Origin of the sequence: Pseudomonas sp. 32_A (assembly GCF_017490905.1) — a bacterium.
GTDB classification, from domain to species: domain Bacteria; phylum Pseudomonadota; class Gammaproteobacteria; order Pseudomonadales; family Pseudomonadaceae; genus Aquipseudomonas; species Aquipseudomonas inefficax.
The window spans coordinates 249,166-273,590 of sequence record NZ_JAFGYI010000002.1; the positions used below are offsets into that span (position 1 = coordinate 249,166).

General features: G+C 61.1%; 19 protein-coding genes and 2 pseudogenes. 18 read left to right on the forward strand and 3 right to left on the reverse strand.

The features are described from left to right. Positions 1-86 precede the first annotated feature (86 nt). Complete coding sequence (gene argA, locus J5M58_RS02455) at positions 87-1,385, forward strand: amino-acid N-acetyltransferase (RefSeq protein ID WP_112249818.1); 1,299 nt, start codon at positions 87-89, stop codon at positions 1,383-1,385. Between the two features lie 151 nt (positions 1,386-1,536). Here the strand turns inward: argA and J5M58_RS02460 are convergent, their stop codons facing one another. Further along, the gene (locus tag J5M58_RS02460; RefSeq protein ID WP_112249816.1) at positions 1,537-2,913 is read right to left on the reverse strand and encodes a glutamine synthetase family protein; all 1,377 of its coding nucleotides are present in this window, start codon (positions 2,911-2,913) and stop codon (positions 1,537-1,539) included. A gap of 574 nt (positions 2,914-3,487) precedes the next feature. Here J5M58_RS02460 and J5M58_RS02465 point away from each other — a divergent pair. The 7 genes from J5M58_RS02465 to J5M58_RS02495 all read left to right on the forward strand — a co-directional run bounded on the left by J5M58_RS02465 (position 3,488) and on the right by J5M58_RS02495 (position 11,797). After that, positions 3,488-4,846 (forward strand): glutamine synthetase family protein, encoded by a 1,359-nt coding sequence (locus tag J5M58_RS02465; protein WP_112249814.1) that lies wholly within the window; start codon positions 3,488-3,490, stop codon positions 4,844-4,846. 47 nt (positions 4,847-4,893) lie between these two features. Then, positions 4,894-6,255, forward strand: coding sequence for an aspartate aminotransferase family protein (locus J5M58_RS02470; protein WP_112249812.1), 1,362 nt, complete (start codon positions 4,894-4,896; stop codon positions 6,253-6,255). A 170-nt stretch (positions 6,256-6,425) separates the two neighbouring features. Then, entirely contained in the window at positions 6,426-7,523 is a 1,098-nt protein-coding gene (locus J5M58_RS02475; RefSeq protein ID WP_085621599.1) for a polyamine ABC transporter substrate-binding protein, read from the forward strand. Between the two features lie 158 nt (positions 7,524-7,681). Then, positions 7,682-8,776: a polyamine ABC transporter substrate-binding protein gene (locus J5M58_RS02480; protein WP_207877065.1), complete on the forward strand. Its 1,095-nt coding sequence runs from the start codon at positions 7,682-7,684 to the stop codon at positions 8,774-8,776. Between the two features lie 71 nt (positions 8,777-8,847). Continuing rightward, positions 8,848-9,990: a polyamine ABC transporter ATP-binding protein gene (potA, locus tag J5M58_RS02485; RefSeq protein ID WP_016712588.1), complete on the forward strand. Its 1,143-nt coding sequence runs from the start codon at positions 8,848-8,850 to the stop codon at positions 9,988-9,990. Next, positions 9,987-10,907, forward strand: a complete 921-nt coding sequence (locus J5M58_RS02490; RefSeq protein ID WP_112249808.1) for an ABC transporter permease subunit — start codon at positions 9,987-9,989, stop codon at positions 10,905-10,907. The genes potA and J5M58_RS02490 overlap by 4 nt, the downstream gene beginning before the upstream one ends. Next, positions 10,904-11,797, forward strand: coding sequence for an ABC transporter permease subunit (locus tag J5M58_RS02495; RefSeq protein ID WP_112249806.1), 894 nt, complete (start codon positions 10,904-10,906; stop codon positions 11,795-11,797). The genes J5M58_RS02490 and J5M58_RS02495 overlap by 4 nt, the downstream gene beginning before the upstream one ends. Positions 11,798-11,901: 104 nt before the next feature. Here J5M58_RS02495 and J5M58_RS02500 read toward each other — a convergent pair whose 3' ends face one another. Further along, positions 11,902-12,357, reverse strand: coding sequence for a transposase (locus J5M58_RS02500; RefSeq protein ID WP_112249805.1), 456 nt, complete (start codon positions 12,355-12,357; stop codon positions 11,902-11,904). A 525-nt stretch (positions 12,358-12,882) separates the two neighbouring features. Between J5M58_RS02500 and J5M58_RS02505 the strand changes: the two genes are divergently transcribed. Further along, a complete protein-coding gene (locus J5M58_RS02505; RefSeq protein ID WP_112249803.1) occupies positions 12,883-13,155 on the forward strand; it encodes a DUF3077 domain-containing protein in 273 nt (90 codons plus the stop codon). 466 nt (positions 13,156-13,621) lie between these two features. On the opposite strand, the pseudogene J5M58_RS27815 reads toward J5M58_RS02505, so the two are convergent. Beyond that, positions 13,622-13,900 (reverse strand): annotated as a pseudogene (locus J5M58_RS27815) (RHS repeat-associated core domain-containing protein); the annotation flags it as partial. Between the two features lie 241 nt (positions 13,901-14,141). Here J5M58_RS27815 and J5M58_RS02515 point away from each other — a divergent pair. The 9 genes and pseudogenes from J5M58_RS02515 to J5M58_RS02555 all read left to right on the forward strand — a co-directional run. Next, positions 14,142-15,230 (forward strand): efflux RND transporter periplasmic adaptor subunit, encoded by a 1,089-nt coding sequence (locus J5M58_RS02515; protein WP_112249799.1) that lies wholly within the window; start codon positions 14,142-14,144, stop codon positions 15,228-15,230. After that, a complete protein-coding gene (locus J5M58_RS02520) occupies positions 15,227-16,294 on the forward strand; it encodes an efflux RND transporter periplasmic adaptor subunit (protein WP_112249797.1) in 1,068 nt (355 codons plus the stop codon). The genes J5M58_RS02515 and J5M58_RS02520 overlap by 4 nt, the downstream gene beginning before the upstream one ends. Next, positions 16,291-19,344 (forward strand): efflux RND transporter permease subunit, encoded by a 3,054-nt coding sequence (locus J5M58_RS02525; protein ID WP_112249796.1) that lies wholly within the window; start codon positions 16,291-16,293, stop codon positions 19,342-19,344. The genes J5M58_RS02520 and J5M58_RS02525 overlap by 4 nt, the downstream gene beginning before the upstream one ends. Positions 19,345-19,593: 249 nt before the next feature. After that, a complete protein-coding gene (gene oscA / locus J5M58_RS02530) occupies positions 19,594-19,776 on the forward strand; it encodes a sulfur starvation response protein OscA (RefSeq protein ID WP_003258557.1) in 183 nt (60 codons plus the stop codon). Between the two features lie 48 nt (positions 19,777-19,824). Beyond that, a complete protein-coding gene (locus tag J5M58_RS02535) occupies positions 19,825-20,832 on the forward strand; it encodes a sulfate ABC transporter substrate-binding protein (RefSeq protein ID WP_112249794.1) in 1,008 nt (335 codons plus the stop codon). Between the two features lie 100 nt (positions 20,833-20,932). After that, positions 20,933-21,751, forward strand: a complete 819-nt coding sequence (gene cysT, locus J5M58_RS02540) for a sulfate ABC transporter permease subunit CysT (protein ID WP_046613605.1) — start codon at positions 20,933-20,935, stop codon at positions 21,749-21,751. An 11-nt stretch (positions 21,752-21,762) separates the two neighbouring features. After that, positions 21,763-22,635 carry a sulfate ABC transporter permease subunit CysW gene (gene cysW, locus J5M58_RS02545; protein WP_025341027.1) on the forward strand — a complete coding sequence of 291 codons (873 nt, stop codon included), beginning with the start codon at positions 21,763-21,765 and terminating at the stop codon, positions 22,633-22,635. 3 nt (positions 22,636-22,638) lie between these two features. Further along, entirely contained in the window at positions 22,639-23,628 is a 990-nt protein-coding gene (locus J5M58_RS02550) for a sulfate/molybdate ABC transporter ATP-binding protein (RefSeq protein ID WP_013974693.1), read from the forward strand. A 402-nt stretch (positions 23,629-24,030) separates the two neighbouring features. Then, positions 24,031-24,425: pseudogene (locus tag J5M58_RS02555) on the forward strand (energy transducer TonB); the annotation flags it as partial.

Genomic DNA, 24,425 nt, shown 5'->3' on the forward strand with positions numbered 1-24,425 from the left:
CGCGCGTGACCGCAAGCCTGTTCCGACGATGATCCTGAACGCCCCCTGTATCGCCGTTCTCCGTCCACTTATCCACAGGCCCTGTCATGCCCGACTACGTCAACTGGCTGCGTCATGCCTCCCCGTATATCAATGCCCATCGCGACTGCACCTTCGTGGTCATGCTCCCTGGCGATGGGGTGGAACACCCTAATTTCGGCAACATCGTCCACGACCTGGTGTTGCTGCACAGTCTTGGCGTGCGCCTGGTGCTGGTACATGGCTCGCGCCCGCAGATCGAAAGCCGCCTGGCCGAGCGCGGCCTGACCCCGCACTACCACCGTGGCCTGCGCATCACCGATGCCGCCACCCTGGATTGCGTGATCGATGCTGTCGGCGCCCTGCGCCTGGCAATCGAGGCGCGCCTGTCGATGGACATCGCCGCTTCGCCGATGCAGGGCTCGCGCCTGCGCGTGGCGTCCGGCAACCTGGTCACGGCGCGGCCGATCGGCGTGCTCGAAGGCGTGGACTACCACCACACCGGCGAAGTACGCCGGGTCGACCGCAAGGGCATCAGCCGCCTGCTCGACGAGCGCTCCATCGTGTTGTTGTCACCGCTGGGCTATTCGCCCACGGGCGAAATCTTCAACCTGGCCTGCGAAGACGTGGCCACCCGTGCCGCAATCGAACTGGGTGCCGACAAGCTACTGCTGTTTGGTGCCGAGCCGGGCCTGCTGGATGCAGATGGCAAGCTGGTGCGTGAGCTGCGCCCGCAGCAGGTTGCCCCGCATTTGCAGCGCCTGGGCAGCGATTACCAGGGCGAATTGCTGGATGCCGCGGCCGAAGCCTGCAAAGGCGGCGTGGCGCGCAGTCATATCGTCAGCTATGCCGAAGATGGCGCCTTGCTGACCGAGCTGTTCACCCGTGGCGGTGGCGGCACGCTGGTGTCGCAGGAGCAGTTCGAAGTGGTGCGCGAGGCAACCATCGAGGATGTGGGCGGTTTGCTGGAGCTGATCAGCCCGCTGGAAGAGCAGGGCATCCTGGTGCGCCGTTCGCGTGAGGTGCTGGAGCGGGAGATCGAGCAGTTCAGCGTGGTCGAGCGGGAAGGCATGATCATCGCCTGTGCGGCGTTGTACCCGATTGCCGACTCCGACGCCGGCGAACTGGCGTGCTTGGCGGTGAACCCGGAGTACCGCCATGGCGGGCGTGGCGACGAACTGCTGGAGCGTATCGAAAGCCGGGCGCGGCAGTTGGGGCTGAACACCCTGTTCGTGCTGACGACGCGAACCGCGCACTGGTTCCGCGAACGCGGGTTTGCACCGAGTGGCGTGGAGCGGCTGCCGGCGGCGCGGGCTTCGCTGTACAACTATCAGCGCAATTCGAAGATTTTCGAGAAGCCCTTGTAAACCTGTACTGGCCTCTTCGCGGGTAAACCCGCTCCCACAGGATCCTCACCGGACCTGAGGCCGGCGCGGTCCCTGTGGGAGCGGGTTTACCCGCGAAGCAGGCGACACCGATCTTGAACGAAAACGCCGCCCTTGTGGGCGGCGTTTTCATTTACACGGTATGCAGGTACCAGTTGTACTCGAGGTCGGAGATCGAATGCTCGAACTCCTCCAGCTCGCTCTCCTTGCACGCGACAAAGATGTCGATGTACTTCGGATCGATGTACTTGTTCAGGATCTCGCTGTCGTCCAGCTCGCGCAGGGCATCGCGCAGGTTGTTCGGCAGGCTTTGCTCCAGCTGCTCGTACGAGTTGCCTTCGATCGGCGCACCCGGCTCGACCTTGTTGGTCAGGCCATGGTGCACGCCGGCCAGTACGGCGGCCATCATCAGGTACGGGTTGGCGTCGGCACCGGCCACGCGGTGCTCCAGGCGCACGGCGTCCGGCGAGCCGGTCGGAACCCGCAGGGCCACGGTGCGGTTGTCCAGGCCCCAGCTTGGCGCGTTCGGCACATAGAACTGCGCGCCGAAGCGGCGGTACGAGTTGACGTTCGGGCAAAGGAACGCCATGGACGCGGGCAGGGTCTCGAGCACACCGCCGACAGCGTGACGTAGCGCGGCGTTCTGCTCGGGATCCTCGCTGGTGAAGATGTTGTTGCCATCTTTGTCCAGCACGGAAATGTGTACATGCAGGCCGTTGCCTGCCTGGCCCGGGTAGGGCTTGGCCATGAAGGTGGTGTCCATTTCATGGTCGTAGGCGATGTTCTTGATCAACCGCTTGAGCAGTACCGCGTAGTCGCAGGCCTTGAGCGGGTCGGCCACGTGGTGCAGGTTGACTTCGAACTGCGCCGGGGCGCTTTCCTTGACGATGGCGTCGGCCGGGATGCCCTGCTCTTTCGCGCCTTCCAGGATGTCCTGCAGGCAGTCGGCATATTCGTCCAGGTCGTCGATCAGGTACACCTGGGTCGACTGCGGGCGCTTGCCCGAAATTGGCGAACGCGGCGGCTGCGGGCGGCCATTCACGTTCTCCTGGTCGATCAGGTAGAACTCCAGCTCGAACGCGGCGCAGATGGTCAGGCCCAGTTCGTCGAACTTGCTCACCACCTGACGCAGCACTTCACGCGGGTCGGCGAAGAACGGCTCGCCTTCGAGCTCGTGCATGGTCATCAGCAGCTGAGCGGTAGGGCGCTTTTGCCACGGCTCGTTACAGAGGGTGTCAGGGATTGGATAGCAGATGCGGTCAGCATCGCCGATGTCCAGGCCCAGCCCGGTGCTTTCAACGGTGGAACCGTTGATGTCCAGGGCGAAGAGGGAGGCAGGCAGGTTGATGCCTTTCTCGTAAACCTTGTGGAGGCTGGTGCGCTCTATGCGCTTGCCACGCACCACACCATTCATATCTGCAATCAGAAGGTCAACGTAGAGAACCTCAGGATGTTCCTTAAGGAACGCGTTCGCTTCGTTAAGCTGAACGGCACGCGGGGGTACCGACATGATGCAACACCTTTGTTGTTAAAAATATCAATCAAGGGGGGCTTGCAAGACCAGTCAATCGAAAAGACAAACTGATGTCAAGCCAACCCCATGATGCCCTGAAATGGCACATCGACGGCAGATTTGCTGCATCTCGGGGCAAACCATTATCCGCTATTTCCCGCGCAAAGGGCTATCTCCGACCAACCGTGTTTTATTTTTTACGGAGTGGTTGTGTAAAAAAATGAACAAGGCTAAGCTCGGTCTCAACCCAGAACACAATAATACGAGGGTCACATGGTCCGCTTGCCGAGACCTGAAAGCACTGCCTGCGCAGTGCCATCGGGTACATCCGTCATTTTTGCAAGCTTCGTCGATGGCGTGGCCGCCCTGGCCGCAATAATTGACGTTTGGCGCTCACGGACCTGCCCTCATAGCGGCTTGCCGCCCTTCGTTTCGTCTTCCTGCCTTTCGAACTCATTACGGACGCACCTGTTTTCAGTGTATCCACTGTGGCTCTGCGCGGGGGTTTTTGCTTTAGCAATGTACTCCATCCAGAATCAGTGCGCGGACCACCTTACCTCCTGAGGTATTTATGAGTAACAACCTCGACCAGCTCACCGATTGGTTGAAAGAGCACAAGATCACCGAAGTCGAATGCATGATCAGTGACCTGACCGGCATCACGCGCGGCAAGATTTCGCCTACCAACAAATTCATCGCCGAAAAAGGCATGCGCCTGCCCGAGAGCGTGCTGCTGCAGACCGTGACCGGCGACTACGTCGACGACGACATCTATTACGAACTGCTGGACCCGGCGGACATCGACATGATCTGCCGCCCCGACGAGAACGCAGTGTTCCTGGTGCCATGGGCCATCGAGCCGACCGCCCAGGTGATTCACGACACCTACGACAAGAAGGGCAACCCGGTCGAACTGTCGCCGCGCAACGTGCTGAAGAAAGTCCTCAAGCTATACGCCGACAAGGGCTGGCAGCCGATCGTCGCGCCGGAGATGGAGTTCTATCTGACCAAGCGCAGCGAAGACCCTGACTTCCCGCTGCAGCCTCCGGTAGGTCGTTCGGGCCGCCCGGAAACCGGTCGCCAGTCGTTCTCGATCGAAGCCGCCAACGAATTCGACCCGCTGTTCGAAGACGTCTACGACTGGTGCGAACTGCAGCAGCTGGACCTCGACACGCTGATCCATGAAGACGGCACGGCGCAGATGGAGATCAACTTCCGTCATGGCGATGCCCTGCACCTGGCCGACCAGATCCTGGTATTCAAGCGCACCATGCGCGAGGCTGCGCTCAAGCACAACGTCGCCGCCACCTTCATGGCCAAGCCCATGACCGGCGAGCCAGGCAGTGCCATGCACCTGCACCAGAGCGTGGTCGACGTGGCCACCGGCAAGAACATCTTCAGCAACGACGACGGCAGCATGAGCGAACTGTTCCTGCACCACATTGGTGGCCTGCAGAAGTTCATACCAGAGGCGTTGCCGCTGTTCGCCCCGAACGTCAACTCGTTCCGCCGCTTCCTGCCCGACACCTCGGCGCCGGTGAACGTGGAGTGGGGCGAGGAGAACCGTACCGTCGGCCTGCGCGTGCCGGACGCCGGCCCGCAAAGCCGTCGGGTCGAGAACCGCCTGCCAGGCGCCGACGCCAACCCTTACCTGGCCATTGCCGCCAGCCTGCTGTGTGGCTACATCGGCATGGTCGAAGGCATCGACGCCAGCGCGCCGGTGCAGGGCCGTGGCTACGAACGCCGCAACCTGCGCCTGCCACTGACCATCGAAGATGCCTTGGAACGCATGGAAAACAGCCGTGCACTGGTGCAGTACCTGGGCAAGAAGTTCATCACCGGCTACGTCGCCACCAAGCGCGCCGAGCACGAGAACTTCAAGCGAGTCATCAGTTCCTGGGAGCGTGAGTTCCTGCTGTTTGCTGTCTGATCAAACTTGGTGCCGCAGGACGCGGCTGTCGAACAACGGAGAAGCACATGAGCGTCAACAACCCGCAAACCCGTGAATGGCAAGCCCTGAGCGGGGAGCATCACCTCGCACCCTTCAGTGACTACAAGCAGTTGAAGGAGAAGGGGCCGCGTATCATCACCAAGGCCCAGGGTGTGCATTTGTGGGATAGCGAGGGGCACAAGATCCTCGACGGCATGGCTGGCCTGTGGTGCGTGGCTGTGGGCTATGGCCGTGAAGAACTGGTGCAGGCGGCAGAAAAGCAGATGCGTGAGCTGCCTTACTACAACCTGTTCTTCCAGACTGCCCACCCGCCTGCGCTGGAGCTGGCCAAGGCCATCTCCGACGTGGCGCCACAGGGCATGACCCATGTGTTCTTCACCGGCTCCGGCTCCGAAGGCAACGACACCGTGCTGCGCATGGTCCGCCACTACTGGGCGCTGAAAGGCAAGCCACAGAAGCAGACCATCATCGGCCGCATCAACGGCTACCACGGCTCCACCGTGGCTGGCGCCAGCCTGGGCGGCATGAGCGGCATGCACGAACAAGGCGGCCTGCCGATCCCTGGCATCGTGCATATCCCGCAGCCTTACTGGTTCGGCGAAGGTGGCGACATGACCCCGGATGAGTTCGGGGTGTGGGCAGCCGAGCAGCTGGAGCAGAAAATCCTCGAAGTCGGCGAAGACAACGTCGCCGCCTTCATCGCCGAGCCGATCCAGGGTGCCGGCGGCGTGATCATCCCGCCGGAAACCTACTGGCCGAAGGTGAAGGAGATCCTCGCCAAGTACGACATCCTGTTCGTCGCCGACGAAGTGATCTGCGGTTTTGGCCGTACCGGCGAGTGGTTCGGCTCCGACTACTACGACCTCAAGCCCGACCTGATGACCATCGCCAAGGGCCTGACTTCCGGTTACATCCCCATGGGCGGTGTGATCGTGCGTGACACCGTGGCCCAGGTACTCAGCCAAGGCGGCGACTTCAACCACGGCTTCACCTACTCCGGCCACCCGGTAGCGGCGGCAGTAGGCCTGGAAAACCTGCGCATCCTGCGCGACGAGAAAATTGTCGAGAAGGCCCGTACCGAAGCGGCACCGTATTTGCAAAAGCGTTTGCGTGAACTGCAGGACCACCCTCTGGTGGGCGAGGTACGCGGCCTGGGCCTGCTCGGCGCGATCGAGCTGGTCAAGGACAAGGCCACTCGCAGCCGTTACGAAGGCAAGGGCGTGGGCATGATCTGCCGCACCTTCTGCTTCGACAACGGCCTGATCATGCGCGCGGTGGGTGACACCATGATCATTGCGCCGCCGCTGGTGATCAGCCATGCAGAGATCGACGAACTGGTGGAAAAGGCACGCAAATGCCTGGACCTGACCCTCGAAGCGATTCGTTGACAGTTTGCTAGGCTAGCGATGTGACATTAAGTGGTTACAAGGCCCTGCTTTCCTTGATACAGAGCCTTGTAACTTGCCAGACTAGCGACTGTTTCAGTCGCCGCGCGCTCTGCACCGTAGGTCCTGGCTGCTGAACAGATGGCTAAATAATAAATTCTGGAGCATTACGCATGAATAAAATGGGCAAGACGTTGCTGGCCGCCGCCCTGATGGGCGCCATGGCTACCGCTGTTCAGGCTGAAGACAAGGTGTTGAACGTCTACAACTGGTCGGACTACATCGCTCCGGACACCATCGCCAAGTTCGAGAAGCAGACCGGTATCAAGGTCAAGTACGACGTGTTCGACAGCAACGAAACCCTCGAAGCCAAGCTGCTGGCCGGCAAGTCTGGCTACGACATCGTGGTGCCGTCCAACAACTTCCTGGCCAAGCAGATCAAGGCTGGCGTGTACGAGGAACTGGACCGTTCCAAGCTGCCGAACTGGAAGAACCTCGACCCTGACCTGCTCAAGGCCGTTGGCGATGCCAGCGACAAAGACAACAAGCATGCCTTCCCGTACATGTGGGGCTCGATCGGCATCGGCTACAACCCGGAGAAGGTCAAGGCCGCGCTGGGCGTGGACAAGATCGACTCGTGGGACGTGGTGTTCAAGCCTGAGAACATCGCCAAGCTCAAAAGCTGCGGCGTGAGCTTCCTCGACGCGCCGACCGAAATGCTCCCGGCTGCGCTGCACTACCTCGGCAAGCCGACCGACAGCACCAAGAAGGAAGACCTGAAGGCTGCCGAGGACCTGTTCCTCAAGATCCGTCCTTCGATCACCTACTTCCACTCGTCCAAGTACATCGGCGACATGGCCAACGGCAACATCTGCGTAGCCGTCGGTTACTCGGGTGACCTGGAGCAGTCCAAGGCCCGTGCCCACGAAGCCGGCGACAAGGTCAAGGTCGACTACGTCATTCCGAAGGAAGGTGCCGGTACCTTCTACGACATGGTCGCCATCCCCAAGGACGCCGAGCACAAAGACGCTGCCTACCAGTTCATGAACTTCCTGATGCAGCCGGAAATCATGGCTGAAATCACCAACGCCGTGCGCTTCCCGAACGGCAACGCTGCCGCCACCCAGTTCGTGGACAAGGAAATCACCAGCGACCCAAGCATCTATCCGCCAGCCGAAGTGAAGAAACAGCTGTATGCCATCGCTGCACCTGAAGCGAAGGCCCAGCGTGACATCACCCGTAGCTGGACCAAGATCAAGTCGGGCAAATAACCCCGATGCGGCACCTCTGGGCCGGCGAACCCCGGCCCAGAGCCAGTGAAAGGCAATTGATGATTGCGGCATCGAAGCTGCGAAGGTAAGTTGCGCGCCGGTTTTGCGTGTGCGGCAGCATTGTCGCTACCCAGGCACTGATTGTGAGGACCACCCACTTGTCCATTTCTGTATTCCGCAAAGCCTTGATGGCTGGAGCGGGCCTGACGCTGGCATGCAGCGTCCAAGCGGCGCCTACGGTGCACTTCTACAACTGGTCCGACTATGTCGGGCCGACCACACTCGCGGACTTCGAGAAAGCCACGGGCATCAAGCCCGTGCAAGACGTGTTCGACTCCAACGAAACCCTGGAAGGCAAGCTGCTGGCCGGCAATACCGGCTATGACGTGGTAGTGCCCTCCAACCATTTCCTCGGCAAGCAGATCAAGGCGGGCGCGTTCCAGAGGCTCGACAAGAACCTGCTGCCCAATTATTCCAACCTGGACCCGGCGCTGATGAAGCGCCTGGAAAGGAACGACCCGGGCAACCAGTACGCCGTGCCTTACCTGTGGGGCACCAACGGTATCGGTTACAACGTCGACAAGGTGAAGGCTGCGCTGGGCGTGGACACCATCGACTCCTGGGCGGTGCTGTTCGAGCCCGAAAACATGAAGAAGCTCGCCAAGTGTGGCGTGGCCTTCCTCGACTCGGCGGACGAAATGCTGCCGGCGGTGCTCAACTACATGGGGCTGGACCCCAACAGCACCAACGCCAAGGACTACCAGGCGGCCGAAAAGAAACTGCTGGCAGTACGCCCGTACGTGACCTACTTCCACTCGTCCAAGTACATCACCGACCTGGCCAACGGCGACATCTGCGTCGCGGCAGGCTTCTCGGGTGATGTGTTCCAGGCCAAGACCCGCGCCGAAGAAGCGAAGAAGGGCGTGAACCTGGCCTACGCAATTCCCAAGGAAGGCGGCAACCTCTGGTTCGATGTGCTGGCGATCCCCAAGGACGCCAAGAACGTCAAAGAGGCGCATGCCTTCATCAACTATTTGCTGAAGCCTGAGGTTATCGCCCAGGTCAGTGATTACGTCGGTTACGCCAACCCGAACCCCAAGGCTGGCGACCTGATGGACCAGGCCGTGAGGACTGACGCCGCGGTTTACCCACCGCAGGAAGTGCTGAACAAGATGTTCGTGAATTCAGAGTTGCCACCCAAGGTGCAACGGCTGATGACCCGTAGCTGGACCAAGGTCAAGTCGGGCAAGTAAAAATCCAGGCCCGTGGCGGTACCTGTCAAACAGGGCTCGCGGGCACAAAAATCTTGTTGGGAGTTTCACTCATGGCAGTTGCCTCCGGTGCCTATAAAAAAGCCCTCGAGGGTGGCCAGCAACCCAAGCAGGTGCTGGTCAAGATCGACCGGGTCACGAAAAAGTTCGACGAAACGGTAGCTGTGGACGATGTGTCCCTGGAAATCCGCAAGGGCGAGATCTTCGCCCTGCTGGGTGGCTCCGGTTCCGGCAAGTCCACCTTGCTGCGCATGCTGGCCGGTTTCGAGCGCCCGACCGAAGGGCGGATCTTCCTCGATGGCGTCGACATCACCGACATGCCGCCCTACGAGCGGCCGATCAACATGATGTTCCAGTCCTACGCGCTGTTCCCGCACATGACCGTGGCGCAGAACATCGCCTTCGGCCTGCAGCAGGACAAGATGCCCAAGGCCGAGATCGACGCCCGCGTGGCCGAGATGCTCAAGCTGGTGCACATGACCCAGTACGCCAAGCGCAAGCCGCACCAGCTGTCCGGTGGCCAGCGTCAGCGCGTGGCCCTGGCCCGCTCGCTGGCCAAGCGCCCCAAGCTGCTGCTGCTCGACGAGCCGATGGGCGCACTGGACAAGAAGCTGCGCTCGCAGATGCAGCTGGAACTGGTGGAGATCATCGAACGAGTGGGTGTGACCTGCGTGATGGTGACCCACGACCAGGAAGAGGCCATGACCATGGCCCAGCGCATCGCCATCATGCACCTGGGCTGGATCGCCCAGATCGGTTCGCCGGTGGACATTTACGAGACGCCTACCAGCCGCCTGGTGTGCGAGTTCATCGGTAACGTCAACCTGTTCGAAGGTGAAGTGGTCGACGACGCCGAAGGCCACGCGATCATTGCCAGCCCGGAGCTGGAGCGCAAGATCTACGTCGGCCACGGCATCACCACCTCGGTGGAAGACAAGCACATCACCTACGCCCTGCGCCCGGAAAAGATGCTGGTCACCACCCAGCAACCTACCTGCGAGCACAACTGGTCGCGCGGCAAGGTCCACGATATCGCCTACCTGGGCGGCCACTCGGTGTTCTATGTCGAGCTGCCGAGCGGCAAGATCGTCCAGTCGTTCGTTGCCAACGCCGAGCGCCAGGGCACCCGCCCAACCTGGGGCGATGAAGTGTACGTGTGGTGGGAAGACGACAGCGGCGTGGTACTGCGGTCATGAAACTGCGCAAGCTCAAGCGAGCCTTCCAGCGCATCACCCCGGAGGGGCGGCACCTGGTGATCGGCGTGCCGTTCATCTGGCTGTTCCTGTTCTTCATGCTGCCGTTCTTCATCGTGCTGAAGATCAGCTTCGCCGAAGCCGATGTGGCGATCCCGCCGTATACCGAGATCTACAGCTACGTCGAAGACAAGATCCAGCTGGTGCTCAACCTGGCCAACTACGGCCTGCTGACCGAGGATGAGCTATACATCTCGGCCTACCTGGGCTCGCTGAAGATGGCCTTCTTCAGCACCTTGCTGTGCCTGCTGATCGGCTACCCGATGGCCTATGCCATTGCCAACGCCAAGAAGGAGACGCAGACGGTCCTGCTGTTGCTGATCATGATGCCGACCTGGACCGCGATCCTGATCCGTGTCTATGCCTGGATGGGCATTCTCAGCAACAACGGCCTGCTCAACGGCTTCCTGCTGTGGATCGGGCTGATCGACCAGCCGCTGCAAATCCTCAACACCAACCTGGCGGTGTACATCGGCGTGGTCTATTCGTACCTGCCGTTCATGATCCTGCCGCTGTTCGCCAACCTGGTGAAGCACGACCAGAGCCTGCTCGAGGCCGCTTCGGACCTGGGTTCGAGCACCTTCAACAGCTTCTGGAAGATTACTGTGCCGCTGTCGAAGAACGGCATCATCGCCGGCTGCATGCTGGTGTTCATCCCGGTGGTGGGCGAGTTCGTGATTCCTGAACTGCTTGGCGGCCCGGAAACCCTGATGATCGGCAAGGTGCTGTGGCAAGAGTTCTTCAACAACCGTGACTGGCCGGTGGCCTCTGCGCTGGCGGTAGTGATGCTGGCGATCCTGATCGTGCCGATCCTGCTGTTCAACCGCAGCCAGGCCAAAGAAATGGAGGGCAGGGCATGAAGCGCTTCGGTTTCTCCAAGCTGATGCTGGTGCTCGGCTTGTTGTTCATCTACCTGCCAATGCTGATTTTGGTGATCTACTCGTTCAACGCCTCCAAGCTGGTGACGGTATGGGGTGGTTGGTCGGTCAAGTGGTACGTCGGCCTGCTCGACAACACCCAACTGATGGGTTCGGTCATGCGCTCGCTGGAAATCGCCTGCTACACGGCGGTGGCGGCGGTGGCGCTGGGTACCCTGGCGGCATTCGTGCTGACCCGGGTCACCCGCTTCAAGGGCCGCACGCTGTTCGGTGGCCTGGTCACCGCACCGCTGGTAATGCCCGAGGTGATCACCGGCCTGTCGCTGTTGCTGCTGTTCGTGGCCATGGCGCAGATGATCGGCTGGCCGCAGGAGCGCGGCATCGTCACCATCTGGATCGCCCATACCACGTTCTGTGCGGCGTATGTGGCGGTAGTGGTGTCGGCCCGCCTGCGTGAGCTGGACCTTTCGATCGAGGAAGCTGCGATGGACCTGGGTGCCAAGCCGTGGAAGGTGTTCTTCCTGATCACTATCCCGATGATCGCGCCGTCGCTGGCGGCGGGCGGCATGATGTCGTTCGCCCTGTCGCTGGATGACCTGGTGCTGGCCAGCTTTGTGTCGGGCCCGGGTTCGACCACCTTGCCGATGGAAGTGTTCTCGGCGGTGCGTTTGGGCGTGAAACCGGAGATCAACGCCGTCGCCAGCCTGATCCTGCTGTCGGTGTCGCTGGTGACCTTCTTCGTCTGGTACTTCAGCCGCCAGGCAGAAGAGCGTCGTCGCAAGGCGATTCAGCAGGCGATCGAAGAAGGCGCGGCGGCCAATGCCTCGCAGCCACAGGTCAAGCGACCGGTGCAGGTTACGGCTTCGGCCTGATCCGGCCTATTCGCGGGTGAACCCGCTCCCACAGGAAAATCACTGCCTCGGGCCTGTGTTAATCCTATGGGAGCGGGTTTACCCGCGAATGCCTCAACTCTGATTCAAAGCCAGACTGCATCCCAATGTGGATAGTCCCTGACACTTTTGACCAGGCCAGCCCGCAACGGATTGGCAACGATATATCTGGCGAAATGCACCATGCTTTCTTCCCTTCTTAGTGCCCGGTCCTGATACCCGGGTTGCCAAACCGGATCATGCTCAACCCCTGCCCGATGCAACACCAGGCTGGACCTGGATTTGAATCTGCGCATCAAGGTCCCCAGCGTCGTACCTTTCAGCTCAATCAGCCAATGCAGGTGGTCCGGCATCAATACCCAAGCCAGTGACCGACAGGCGTGCTCCTCATCTGACTGGCGCAATTGGTGAATCACCAATCGGGCATGTTGAAAGTCATGGAACAGTGGCTTGCGCTGGTGGGTGACGGTGGTTAGCAGATAGAGCCTGCCATGCTGTGAATAGCGGCCACGGCGCAATAAATGGGATTGGGCCCGAGACATTGTTTTCTTCCTTGAAAAGCAGGTGAGCTCTCAAAGGTAGCGGCTGGGATGCAGGTGCTTTTTGGATCATGGTTTCTGAATATGGCAGACACTCTGGTGGCAATACCGGCCCTTTCGCGGGTGAACCCGCTCCCACAGATATGGTGCACATCTTGAAATCTGGCGCTCCCCCCTGTGGGAGCGGGTTCACCCGCGAAGAGGCCCGCAAGGTGTACGAATTTTCATCAACTCAAACCAAGTGCTTCAGTCAAATCAGCTTGGGAATTATCCTACGAGCCATGTGGAAGCTGCTCTGTTGTAGGGGAAATGCCCCAGGGATAACGTCGTTGGGTCGCCAAGCAAGGTGACCGGGTGTGAGAACCCGCTCGATGTTGAACAGGCTTCCTGTCATGGCGGCCTTGCGTGGGCAGGCTTCGGTCTGGCCGGGTTCAATGTCCTCGGTTTTCTCACCCCACGTACGGCTGCCACCCCTTATCCGTGAGAAAGATGAGCTGGCGGTTCCATAAACGACATTGGATTCCAACCATGACGACGCACGTCCCGAATCACCCAACAAACAGCAGCACCGTCGGTAAAGAAACCTGCATGGACCTCTTCCGCGTCCAGGCCAATATCCCCTTCAACTACGCCTTTTCCGAACTCTCCGTAATGCTCGGCTGCATCAATCACCTGACGACGGAAGCCGAAATGGAAAATGACCGGCTGGCCGGCAGTGCCGCGAGAATTCTCAGTGGCTTTGCCAAAGCTTTGATCGACGACATTGAGTTAGGGCTGAATCGGGCTTCTATTCAGCTCTGACTTGTACAGGCCTCTTCGCAGATATGACTTCGAAGAGGCTTTTGAGCTCAAACTAGCCGGTATTGTCTTGTTCTTCATTTCTTATAGCTTTCGCCTCTGCGTTAAGCATTGTCTTGACTCGTCGGCCAGAATTCCGGAGGGCTATGAATTCTTGTATCTGTGGGTCATCGGCACGCAGAGCCTTTATCTTTGATTTGTTTTCTCTTAACTCGTTTGAAATCATCTTGCTCACAGTTTCCAGCTTGTCCTTGTCGAGGCCTGAAAGATCAAATTCAAACTCCTTTCGCAGAGGTTCAGGTGGCATCTCGATCGGCAGGGTACTGGTTTTTTTCAAGATACTTCGAGGCTGCTGCACGAAATGGGGATCGGGCTTTTTTCGTGGGTACAGAAACGAGTAATTTTCGGAAAGGCTCGCAACAGGCCAGGTTACCCTACGATGGGTGGCAACAGGTCTCTGGGGCATCTCTCCGGTTGGATCAATAAAGTTGATCGGATCTGCCTTGCAATAGGCATAGGCATTGATGCCTCCAGCATTGAATGGGCTTAACGTATCTGGTGATAGGAACCGCATGAGTAAAGTGCTGTAGGCTCTGTAACCTTGGCCCAGGAGGTAGAACCCAGACCAGTCATTTGGCTCGCCGTTGAAGCCGATCAGCGAAATGTCTTGCATCGTCCGCGCAGAATAGCCATAGGGTGAATAGCCAAAATGGCGCTGATGCGCCGAGCAGGATTGCTCCCTAGCCATGTATGCCACCTCTCTGTGAACATCGCCAAGAATGCCGTCTGGAGAGGTTTCTGGTAACTGGCAAATCTGTCAGGCAGCCCTGGCTTGCCCAAACCTCAACTGCACCTTCTGCGCACGTGCTCGGCATCGAAGAGGTCATCACCTCAATGCTCACTGACTCTTGTCAGTGATGTTTATCGAACCCTGAACTACGCTGACAGTCGCATCCCACGAATCATTTGCGCGCAAGCAAGGAGCCTGCATGACGTTGATGCGTCCGCTGTTGGTCGTTTGCCTGGGGCTGGGTACCCTGCTGTCAGGCTGTAGCAAGGAAGAAACCACCGAAACACTGCCACGCGTAGGCGTGCAACAGGTACAGCCGACCGACTTCGCCGCCAGGGTCACCCTGACCGGTGATGTGCAGGCGCGGGTGCAGACCGACCTGTCGTTCCGTGTGGGCGGCAAGATCATTTCGCGCAGCGTCGATGTCGGCGATCACGTCAAGGCCAACCAGGTGCTGGCACGCCTGGACCCGAAAGACTTGCAGAACAACGTCGACTCGGCCAAGGCCGAGGTGTTCGCAGCGCAAGCGCGGGTTACCCAGACCAGCGCGGCCTTCGTCCGCCAGCAGAAACTGCTGCCCAAGGGCTACACCAGCCAGAGCGAATACGACGCCGCCGAAGCCGCCCTGCGCAGCAACCAGAGCGCCCTCAAGGCGGCCCAGGCGCAACTGGCCAACGCCAACGAGCAGTTGAGCTACACCGCACTGGTATCCGAAGCCGATGGTGTGATCACCGAGCGCCAGGCCGAGGTCGGCCAAGTGGTGCAGGCGACCATGCCGATCTTCAGCCTGGCCACCGATGGCGACCGTGACGCGGTATTCAACGTCTACGAATCGCTGCTGGTGGCACCGCCCAGCGATGCCGGGGTGATCGTCAGCCTGCTCGACGACCCCAAGGTTCAGGCCCATGGCTTCGTACGCGAAATCACCCCGACCGTGTCGGAGCAAAGCGGCACAGTGCAGGTCAAGGTAGGGCTCAAGAATGTGCCGCCCGGGATGCAACTGGGCGCGCCGGTCACCGCCACCACCAACGCCCAGGGCCGGCCTAGCGTCGAGCTGCCATGGTCGGCGCTGACCAAGGCTCTGCACGAACCTGCCGTCTGGGTAGTGGGCGAGGGCGACAAGGTAGAACTGCGCAAGGTCGAAGTCAGCCGCTATCTCACCGGCAGGATCGTGGTCGCCAGTGGCCTGAAGGGTGGCGAGACCGTGGTGGTCAATGGCGGGCAGTTGCTGCACCCCGGCATGCAGGTGCAGAAAGTCGACGCCAGGGCCCAAGGGGGTGAGCTATGAAGCGCCTGCTGCTGATGCTGTCGGCCGGTGTGCTGCTGGCCGGTTGCAATAGCGAGGACGAGGCACCAGAGCCGATCCGGCCGGTATTGTCAGTCAAGGTCGAACCCCAGGTGCAGTCGCAGCTGGGCCGCTTTGCCGGCAGTATCCAGGCACGCTTCGAAAGCACACTGGGCTTCCGGGTTTCCGGGCGTATTGCCCGACGCTGGCTGGATGTGGGCGCTCAGGTGAAGCCGGGTGACACCCTGGCCACCCTCGACCCGACCGACCAGCAGAACCAGCTGCGTGCCGCCGAAGGCGACCTGGCCAAGGTGCAGGCGCAGTGGATCAACGCCCAGGCCGATGCCCGCCGCCAGCAACAGCTGTACGACCGTGGCGTAGGCGCCCAGGCCCAGCTGGATATCGCCCAGACCAACCTGAAAACCACCAGCGCGGCACTGGAGCAGGCGCGCTCGGCCGTCAGCCAGGCCCGTGATCAGCTCGACTACAGCACCCTGCGCACCGACCACGCGGCGGTAATCACTGCCTGGCAGGCCGAAGCCGGGCAAACCGTCACCGCCGGCCAGGCCGTGGTAACCCTGGCCAGGCCGGATGTGAAAGAAGCGGTAATCGACCTGCCGATAGGCCTGGCCGAGCAGTTGAGCAAAGGCCTGACCTTCACCGTTGCTTCGCAGTTGGACCCGACCATCAACACCACCGCCAGCCTGCGGGAACTGGAACCCCAGGCGGACGCCACCACTCGTACCCGCCGCGCGCGCCTGACCCTGGCCAGCACCCCGGCGGCCTTCCACCTTGGCACCGCCATCAGCGTGACCCTGAGTTCGGAGGTATCGCCGCGCAGCGAACTGCCCTTGAGTGCTTTGCTCGAGCGCGACGGCAAGACCCAGGTATGGGTGATCGATACGCAGCAGAAGACCGTGGCTACTCGTGACGTGGCCCTGATCGGTCGCACCGCCGACAGCATTGTCCTGACCTCGGGCGTGCAGCCTGGCGAGCGGGTGGTGACTGCAGGCGTGAACAGCCTCAAGCCTGGCCAGAAGGTCACCTTCGACGAGGATGCGCAATGAAAGGAAGCTTCAACCTGTCCGACTGGGCACTCAAGCATCAATCGTTCGTCTGGTACCTGATGTTCGTTGGCCTGCTGATGGGGATCTTCTCCTACTTCAACCTGGGCCGCGAGGAAGACCCGTCGTTCACCATCAAGACGATGGTCATCCAGACCCGCTGGCCCGGCGCGACCCAGGACGAAACCCTGTACCAGGTCACCGACCGCATCGAGAAGAAGCTCGAGGAACTCGATTCCCTCGACTACACCAAAAGCTACACCCGCCCCGGCGAATCCACGGTCTACGTGTACCTGCGCGACACCACCAAGGCCAAGGACATCCCGGACATCTGGTACCAGGTGCGCAAGAAGATCCAGGACATTCGCGGTGAATTCCCTGCGGGTATCCAGGGGCCCGGGTTCAATGATGAGTTCGGCGATGTGTTCGGTTCCATCTATGCCTTCACCGCCGACGGCCTGACCCTGCGCCAGCTGCGCGACTATGTGGAGCAGGCGCGGGCCGAGGTGCGTGATGTGCCCAACATCGGCAAGATCGAGCTGATCGGTACCCAGGACGAAGTGCTGTACCTGAACTTCTCCACCCGCAAGCTGGCAGCCCTGGGCATCGACCAGCGCCAGGTCATGCAGGCCCTGCAATCGCAAAACGCCGTGACCCCTGCCGGCGTGATCGAGGCAGGGCCGGAACGTATCTCGGTGCGTACCTCCGGGCAGTTCACCTCGGAAAAGGACCTGCAAACCGTCAACCTGAAGATCAACGACCGCTTCTTCCGCCTGGCCGACATCGCCGATATCGAGCGCGGCTACGTCGATCCCCCTTCACCGATGTTCCGCTACAACGGCCAGACGGCGTTGGGCCTGGCCATCGGCATGAAGGCTGGCGGCAATATCCAGGTGTTCGGTGCAGCGCTGAAAAAGCGCATGGATCAGGTGGTCGAAGACCTGCCCGTGGGCGTCGGGGTGCATACCGTTTCCGACCAGGCCGTGGTGGTCAAGCAAGCTGTCGGCGGCTTCACCAGTGCGCTGTTCGAGGCGGTGGTGATCGTGCTGGCGGTGAGCTTCGTCAGCCTCGGCGTACGTGCCGGGCTGGTGGTGGCCTGCTCGATCCCGCTGGTGCTGGCCATGGTGTTCGTGTTCATGGAATACAGCGGTATCACCATGCAGCGGATTTCGCTGGGGGCGCTGATCATCGCCCTGGGCCTGTTGGTGGACGATGCGATGATCACCGTGGAGGTAATGGTCACCCGGCTGGAAATGGGCGAAAGCAAGGAACAGGCGGCGACTTTTGCCTATACCTCCACAGCCTTCCCCATGCTCACCGGCACCCTGGTGACGGTGGCCGGCTTCGTGCCGATCGGCCTCAACGCCAGTTCTGCGGGTGAGTACACCTACACCCTGTTTGCGGTAATTGCCGTGGCGCTGATGGTGTCGTGGGTGGTGGCGGTGTTCTTCGCCCCGGTGCTTGGTGTGCACATTCTCAGCAGCGCCAAGCTCAAGGCCCATGAAGCCGAGCCGGGCCGTGTCGGCCGGGCCTTCGAGCATGGTTTGCTGTGGTGCATGCGCAACCGCTGGCTGACCATCATCGGCACCGTGGTGCTGTTCGCCCTGGCGATCTTCTGCGAGCGCTTCGTGCAGAACCAGTTCTTCCCGTCCTCGGACCGGCCGGAAATCCTCGTTGACCTCAACTTGCCGCAGAACGCCTCGATCGAGGAAACGCGCAAGGTGGTCGACCGCTTCGAGGCGCGGATCAAGGACGACCCGGACCTGGTGCACTGGAGCACCTATATCGGCCAGGGCGCGATCCGCTTCTACCTGCCCCTCGACCAGCAGTTGCAGAACCCGTACTACGCGCAGCTGGTGATTGTCAGCAAGGGCTTCGAGGAACGCCAGGCCATGATGGACCGCCTGCAGAAGATCCTGCATGAAGAGTTCGTTGGCGTCGGCACCAACGTGCAATCGCTGGAAATGGGCCCGCCAGTGGGCCGACCCATCCAGTATCGGGTCAGCGGTGCCAATATCGACGAGGTACGCAAGCACGCCATCGAACTGGCCACCTTGCTTGACCAGAACGAGCACATCGGCGAGATGATCTACGACTGGAACGAGCCGGGTAAGGTGCTGCGCGTGGAAATCGCCCAGGACAAGGCGCGCCAGCTGGGCCTGTCGTCGGAGGATGTGGCCAATGTGATGAACAGCATCGTCAGCGGTGTGCAGATCACCCAGGTCAACGACAACATCTATCTGGTCGACGTGGTCGCCCGTGCCGAGGACAGCGAGCGTGGTTCGCCCGACACTCTGCAGAACCTGCAGATCCTGACGCCCAACGGCACCTCGATCCCGCTGCTGGCTTTCGCCACCGTGCGCTACGAGCTGGAGCAGCCGCTGGTGTGGCGGCGTGACCGCAAGCCGACCATCACCATCAAGGCCTCGGTCAACGGCGACATCCAGCCCACCGACCTGGTGGCCCAGCTGAAGCCGAAGATCGACGAGTTCGCCAGCAAGTTGCCGGTGGGCTTCGAAGTGGCCACCGGTGGTACGGTGGAGGAGAGCGCCAAGGCGCAGGGACCGATCCGCAAGGTCATCCCGCTGATGCTGTTCCTGATGGCGACGTTCCTGATGATCCAGCTGCACAGCGTGCAGAAGCTGTTCCTGGTGGTCAGCGTGGCGCCGCTGGGGTTGATTGGCGTGATCATTGCGCTGGTGCCCACAGGTACGCCCATGGGCTTCGTGGCGATTCTCGGCATTCTCGCGCTGGCGGGCATCATCATTCGTAACTCGGTGATCCTGGTGACCCAGATCGACGAGTTCGAAGCCCAGGGCTACTCGCCGTGGGATGCGGTGGTGGAGGCCACCAACCACCGGCGCCGGCCGATTCTGCTGACCGCGGCTGCGGCGAGTCTGGGCATGATCCCGATTGCCCGCGAGGTGTTCTGGGGGCCGATGGCATACGCCATGATTGGCGGGATCATCGTGGCGACCCTGCTGACGCTGCTGTTCCTGCCGGCGTTGTATGTGGCCTGGTACAAGATCCGCGAGCCGCAGAAACACAACTGAAGCCCTGGTACGGACCCTGTGGGAGCGGGTTTACCCGCGAATGCGATGGTGGAGCCACCGCCGCATTCGCGGGTGAACCCGCTCCCACAGGGCCTTCTGTCGCCTTCAAATTGGTCTTTTTATTTGGTTATATAAACATTCTTAAACAGTATTTTTAAGAATAACCCCGCCTCACTACTATTGCCCTCAAGCCAGGCGCAAATCCCCTTCAAACCTCAGCCCGGCACCCTCACTCCAAGGAGAACGAGCATGAGTGCATCTCTGCGTAGCATCGACGGTCAGGACGAAGCCACCATTCTGCGTGAAATCCAGAGCGCCCTGCGCGACCTGCGATTCGGTGCGGTGGAGATCACCGTGCACAACGCTCAGGTCGTGCAGATCGAGCGCAAGGAGAAGTTCCGCCTGCAGCAGCCCGGCAACAAGACCGGCTGATCGCACCACCCATCCAAAACTAGAAAAATGCCAATCGGGAGCTTCACCATGTCCATCCGCCGTTATGCGCTCGCCGCCCTGGCCAGTGCTGTTTTTGCCGGTTCCGCCATCGCCAAGGACTACGAACTGCTGAACGTGTCCTACGACCCGACCCGCGAGCTGTACCAGCAGTACAACGCCGAGTTCATCAAGCACTGGCAGCAGGCCCACCCGGGCGACAAGGTGAAGATCCAGCAATCCCACGGTGGTTCGGGCAAGCAGGCTCGTGCGGTGATCGACGGCCTGCGTGCCGATGTGGTGACCCTGGCCCTGGCCGGCGACATCGATGAAGTCGCCAAGCTCGGCAAGACCCTGCCGGACAACTGGCAGACCCGCCTGCCGGATGCCAGCACCCCGTACACCTCGACCATCGTGTTCCTGGTACGCAAGGGCAACCCGAAAGGCATCAAGGACTGGGGCGACCTGATCAAGAAGGACGTATCGGTCATCACCCCCAACCCGAAAACCTCCGGTGGCGCCCGTTGGAACTTCCTGGCTGCCTGGGCCTACGGCCTGAAAACCGGGGGTAGCGAAGACAAGGCCAAAGCATACGTGCAGGAGCTGTTCAAGCACGTACCAGTGCTGGATACCGGCGCCCGTGGCTCGACCATCACCTTCGTCAACAACGGCCAGGGCGATGTGCTGCTGGCCTGGGAAAACGAAGCCTTCCTGGCGCTGAAGGAAGACGGTGGTGCCGACAAGTTCGAAATCGTCGTGCCGTCGCTGTCGATCCTCGCCGAGCCGCCGGTGGCCGTTGTGGACAAGAACGCCGAGAAGAAGGGCAATACCGAGATTGCCGGCGAATACCTCAAGCACCTGTACAGCCCGGCCGGGCAGAAGATTGCCGCCGAGAATTTCTACCGCCCTCGTGACGCGAAGGTCGCTGCCGAGTTTGGCAAGCAGTTCCCGAAACTGGAACTGGTAACCATCGACAAGGACTTCGGTGGCTGGAAAACTGCACAACCTAAATTCTTCAACGATGGCGGTGTGTTCGACCAGATCTATCAGGCACAGTAAACGCCAAGGAAAAGCGGGGCTGCGCAGCAGCCCCAGGATTCAGAAGCTAGCACCGGCCCGGGATATGTCCCGGGTTTCGTGCGTTCAACCAGGGATATTTATGTCACGCCGCATTTCCCCCGTCATACCCGGCTTCGGGCTGACGCTGGGCTACACCTTGGTGTACCTCAGCCTGATCGTGCTGATACCGCTGGCCGCCATGTTCGTGCATGCCGCGCAGCTGACCTGGGAGCAGTTCTGGAACGTCATCAGTGCGCCGCGGGTGATCGCCGCGCTCAAGCTGAGTTTCGGCACCGCTCTGTTCGCCGCCATCATCAACGGTGTGATCGGCACCCTGCTGGCCTGGGTGCTGGTGCGCTACACCTTCCCCGGGCGCAAGATCATCGATGCGATGATCGACCTGCCGTTCGCCCTGCCCACGGCCGTAGCCGGTATCGCCCTGACCGCCCTGTACGCGCCCTCGGGCTGGGTCGGCCAGTTCGCCACCGACCTGGGCTTCAAGATCGCCTACACCCCGCTGGGCATTACCCTGGCGCTGACCTTCGTCACCCTGCCCTTCGTGGTGCGCACGGTGCAGCCGGTACTGGCCGATATCCCGCGTGAAGTGGAAGAGGCCGCCGCCTGCCTGGGGGCCAAGCCGCTGCAGGTGTTCCGCCACGTGCTGGCGCCAGCGCTGCTGCCTGCCTGGCTGACAGGCTTTGCCCTGGCCTTCGCCCGTGGCGTGGGCGAGTATGGTTCGGTGATCTTCATTGCCGGCAACATGCCGATGAAGACCGAGATCCTGCCACTGTTGATCATGGTCAAGCTCGACCAGTACGACTACACCGGCGCGACCGCCATCGGCGTGCTGATGCTGGTGGTTTCCTTCATCCTGCTGCTGCTGATCAACCTGCTGCAGCGCCGCATCGAAACCCCTTGAAGGAGGCCGGCATGTCCAGTTCATCCCTGAATGCAACCGCCGCCGCCAACGCCGCCCGCCGGGGCAGTGCCACTTCGCGGCGTATCCTGATCGGCCTTGGCTGGCTGGTGTTCGCGCTGTTCCTGCTGCTGCCACTGGTGATCGTGGTATCGCAGGCGCTGAAGAATGGCTTTGGCACCTTCTTCGAGGCGATCTTCGAGCCTGACGCGTTGTCGGCGCTGAAGCTGACCCTGCTCGCCGTGGTCATTTCGGTGCCGCTGAACTTGGTGTTCGGCGTCAGCGCCGCCTGGTGCGTGAGCAAGTACACCTTCCGTGGCAAGAGTATCCTGGTCACCCTGATCGACCTGCCGTTCTCGGTGTCGCCGGTGATCGCCGGCCTGGTCTACGTGCTGATGTTCGGCGCGCAAGGCCTGTTCGGGCCGTGGCTGCAGGACCACGATATCCAGATCGTGTTCGCCCTGCCGGGCATCGTCCTGGCCACCATATTCGTCACCGTACCGTTCGTGGCCCGTGAGCTGATCCCGCTGATGCAGGAGCAGGGCACGCAGGAAGAGGAGGCCGCGCGCCTGCTCGGCGCCAATGGCTGGCAGATGTTCTGGCACGTGACCCTGCCGAACATCAAATGGGGCCTGATCTACGGCGTGGTGCTGTGCACCGCGCGGGCCATGGGCGAGTTTGGCGCGGTGTCGGTGGTGTCTGGCCACATTCGCGGCGTGACCAACACCTTGCCGCTGCACGTGGAGATCCTCTACAACGAGTACAACCACGTGGCGGCCTTCAGCGTGGCCAGCCTGCTGCTGATCCTGGCGCTCTTCATCCTGCTGCTCAAGCAGTGGAGCGAGAACCGTATTAACCGCCTGCGCCACAGCGCCGCGGAGGAATGATTCATGTCGATCGAAGTTCGTAACGTCAGCAAGCGCTTCAACAGCTTCCAGGCCCTGGACAACATCAACCTGGACATCAACAGCGGCGAGCTGGTGGCCCTGCTTGGCCCGTCCGGCTGCGGCAAGACCACGTTGCTGCGCATCATTGCCGGCCTGGAAACCCCGGACCAAGGCAATATCGTGTTCCATGGCGAAGACGTTTCCGGCCATGACGTGCGCGACCGCAACGTCGGTTTCGTGTTCCAGCACTACGCGTTGTTCCGCCACATGAGCGTGTTCGACAACGTCGCTTTCGGCCTGCGCATGAAGCCCAAGGGCGAGCGCCCGAGCGAGAGCAAGATTGCCGAGAAGGTGCATGAGCTGCTGAACATGGTGCAGCTGGACTGGTTGTCCGACCGCTACCCCGAGCAGTTGTCCGGCGGCCAGCGCCAGCGTATCGCCCTGGCCCGTGCGCTTGCGGTGGAGCCCAAGGTGCTGCTGCTGGACGAGCCTTTCGGTGCACTGGATGCCAAAGTGCGCAAGGAACTGCGCCGCTGGCTGGCGCGCTTGCACGAGGACATCAACCTGACATCGGTGTTCGTTACCCACGACCAGGAAGAGGCCATGGAGGTGGCTGACCGCATCGTGGTGATGAACAAGGGCGTGATCGAGCAGATCGGCTCGCCGGGCGAGGTGTACGAGCACCCGGCCAACGATTTCGTCTATCACTTCCTAGGTGATTCCAACCGTCTTGCCCTGAGCGAAGGGCATCATGTGCTGTTCCGCCCGCACGAAGTGTCGCTGTCGCGGCATGAGACCGAAGGGCACCATGCGGCCGAGGTGCGGGACATCCGGCCGTTGGGCGCGACCACGCGGGTGACCTTGAAGGTGGAAGGGCAGAGCGAGCTGATCGAGGCCGAGGTGGTCAAGGACCATGACAGCCTGACCGGGTTGGCGCGGGGAGAGACATTGTTCTTCCGGCCGAAGGTTTGGCAGAAGGTGGCGGATATCTGAGTCGCCTTTGATGATGAAAAAGCCCGGGGTTGGTCCCGGGCTTTTTTATGCCTGATGGATTGCCGGGGCTGCTTTGCAGCCCATCGCGACACAAGGCCGCTCCTACAGGGGATCGCGTAATGCCTGGGCTTGCGCGGTCCATGTGGGAGCGGCCTTGCGTCGCGATCGAGGGCGCAGCCCTCGCGGCAATCTCATGCCGTGCACGAATATTTTGCATGCCCGCAATGCATCGTCTTAAGGCCCTAAAGCCACAGGCCGCGAATTCCGCGGCTTCGCCACAATCCCTCAAAAAACATATTCATTAAAGTTATAACGATAATTTTAAACATTACTTTAAGAGATAAGCCCCTGCCCCCGATGATTCAGCCACACACCTGAATCGAGACCCCAGGAGTTTGATCAATGGGTAATGTCCAGTCGGCCGTCAGGGCCTACGACCAGCCATGGCGCCCAGCCCCGGGCGACCTGGTCGACCTTGGACGCACGCTTCGCCTCCCGCTTGGCCAGCTGCGCCTGCAACGCACGCCCGTCAGCGGGCTCAAGCGCCGCGACAAGCTGGTGTTGGGCCTGCTAGTGCTGGCCCTGCATGGCGCTGCAGCGTACTGGGTGAGCCAGGCACCAACACCCGAGCTGCCGGTGGTGCCACCGCAGGTACCGCCGATGACCATCGAGTTCGCTGCGCCGGCACCGCCTGTGGTCGAACCACCGCCCCCAGCCCCGGCACCGCCGGTGGTCCAGCCGCCACCACCGCCGGTGGTCGACGAACTGGCGGCCAAGCCCAAACCCAAGCCAAAGCC

Excerpts from the sequence above, each read along its gene's own strand:
- cysW (WP_025341027.1), top strand. The coding sequence starts at position 21,763 with ATGTCCAGTTCATCCCTGAATGCAACCGCCGCCGCCAACGCCGCCCGC.
- J5M58_RS02475 (WP_085621599.1), top strand. The coding sequence starts at position 6,426 with ATGAATAAAATGGGCAAGACGTTGCTGGCCGCCGCCCTGATGGGCGCC.
- J5M58_RS02495 (WP_112249806.1), top strand. The coding sequence starts at position 10,904 with ATGAAGCGCTTCGGTTTCTCCAAGCTGATGCTGGTGCTCGGCTTGTTG.
- J5M58_RS02550 (WP_013974693.1), top strand. The coding sequence starts at position 22,639 with ATGTCGATCGAAGTTCGTAACGTCAGCAAGCGCTTCAACAGCTTCCAG.
- oscA (WP_003258557.1), top strand. The coding sequence starts at position 19,594 with ATGAGTGCATCTCTGCGTAGCATCGACGGTCAGGACGAAGCCACCATT.
- J5M58_RS02525 (WP_112249796.1), top strand. The coding sequence starts at position 16,291 with ATGAAAGGAAGCTTCAACCTGTCCGACTGGGCACTCAAGCATCAATCG.
- J5M58_RS02535 (WP_112249794.1), top strand. The coding sequence starts at position 19,825 with ATGTCCATCCGCCGTTATGCGCTCGCCGCCCTGGCCAGTGCTGTTTTT.
- J5M58_RS02465 (WP_112249814.1), top strand. The coding sequence starts at position 3,488 with ATGAGTAACAACCTCGACCAGCTCACCGATTGGTTGAAAGAGCACAAG.
- J5M58_RS02520 (WP_112249797.1), top strand. The coding sequence starts at position 15,227 with ATGAAGCGCCTGCTGCTGATGCTGTCGGCCGGTGTGCTGCTGGCCGGT.
- J5M58_RS02460 (WP_112249816.1), bottom strand. The coding sequence starts at position 2,913 with ATGTCGGTACCCCCGCGTGCCGTTCAGCTTAACGAAGCGAACGCGTTC.
- J5M58_RS02515 (WP_112249799.1), top strand. The coding sequence starts at position 14,142 with ATGACGTTGATGCGTCCGCTGTTGGTCGTTTGCCTGGGGCTGGGTACC.
- J5M58_RS02500 (WP_112249805.1), bottom strand. The coding sequence starts at position 12,357 with ATGTCTCGGGCCCAATCCCATTTATTGCGCCGTGGCCGCTATTCACAG.
- J5M58_RS02470 (WP_112249812.1), top strand. The coding sequence starts at position 4,894 with ATGAGCGTCAACAACCCGCAAACCCGTGAATGGCAAGCCCTGAGCGGG.
- J5M58_RS02505 (WP_112249803.1), top strand. The coding sequence starts at position 12,883 with ATGACGACGCACGTCCCGAATCACCCAACAAACAGCAGCACCGTCGGT.
- potA (WP_016712588.1), top strand. The coding sequence starts at position 8,848 with ATGGCAGTTGCCTCCGGTGCCTATAAAAAAGCCCTCGAGGGTGGCCAG.
- J5M58_RS02490 (WP_112249808.1), top strand. The coding sequence starts at position 9,987 with ATGAAACTGCGCAAGCTCAAGCGAGCCTTCCAGCGCATCACCCCGGAG.
- argA (WP_112249818.1), top strand. The coding sequence starts at position 87 with ATGCCCGACTACGTCAACTGGCTGCGTCATGCCTCCCCGTATATCAAT.
- cysT (WP_046613605.1), top strand. The coding sequence starts at position 20,933 with ATGTCACGCCGCATTTCCCCCGTCATACCCGGCTTCGGGCTGACGCTG.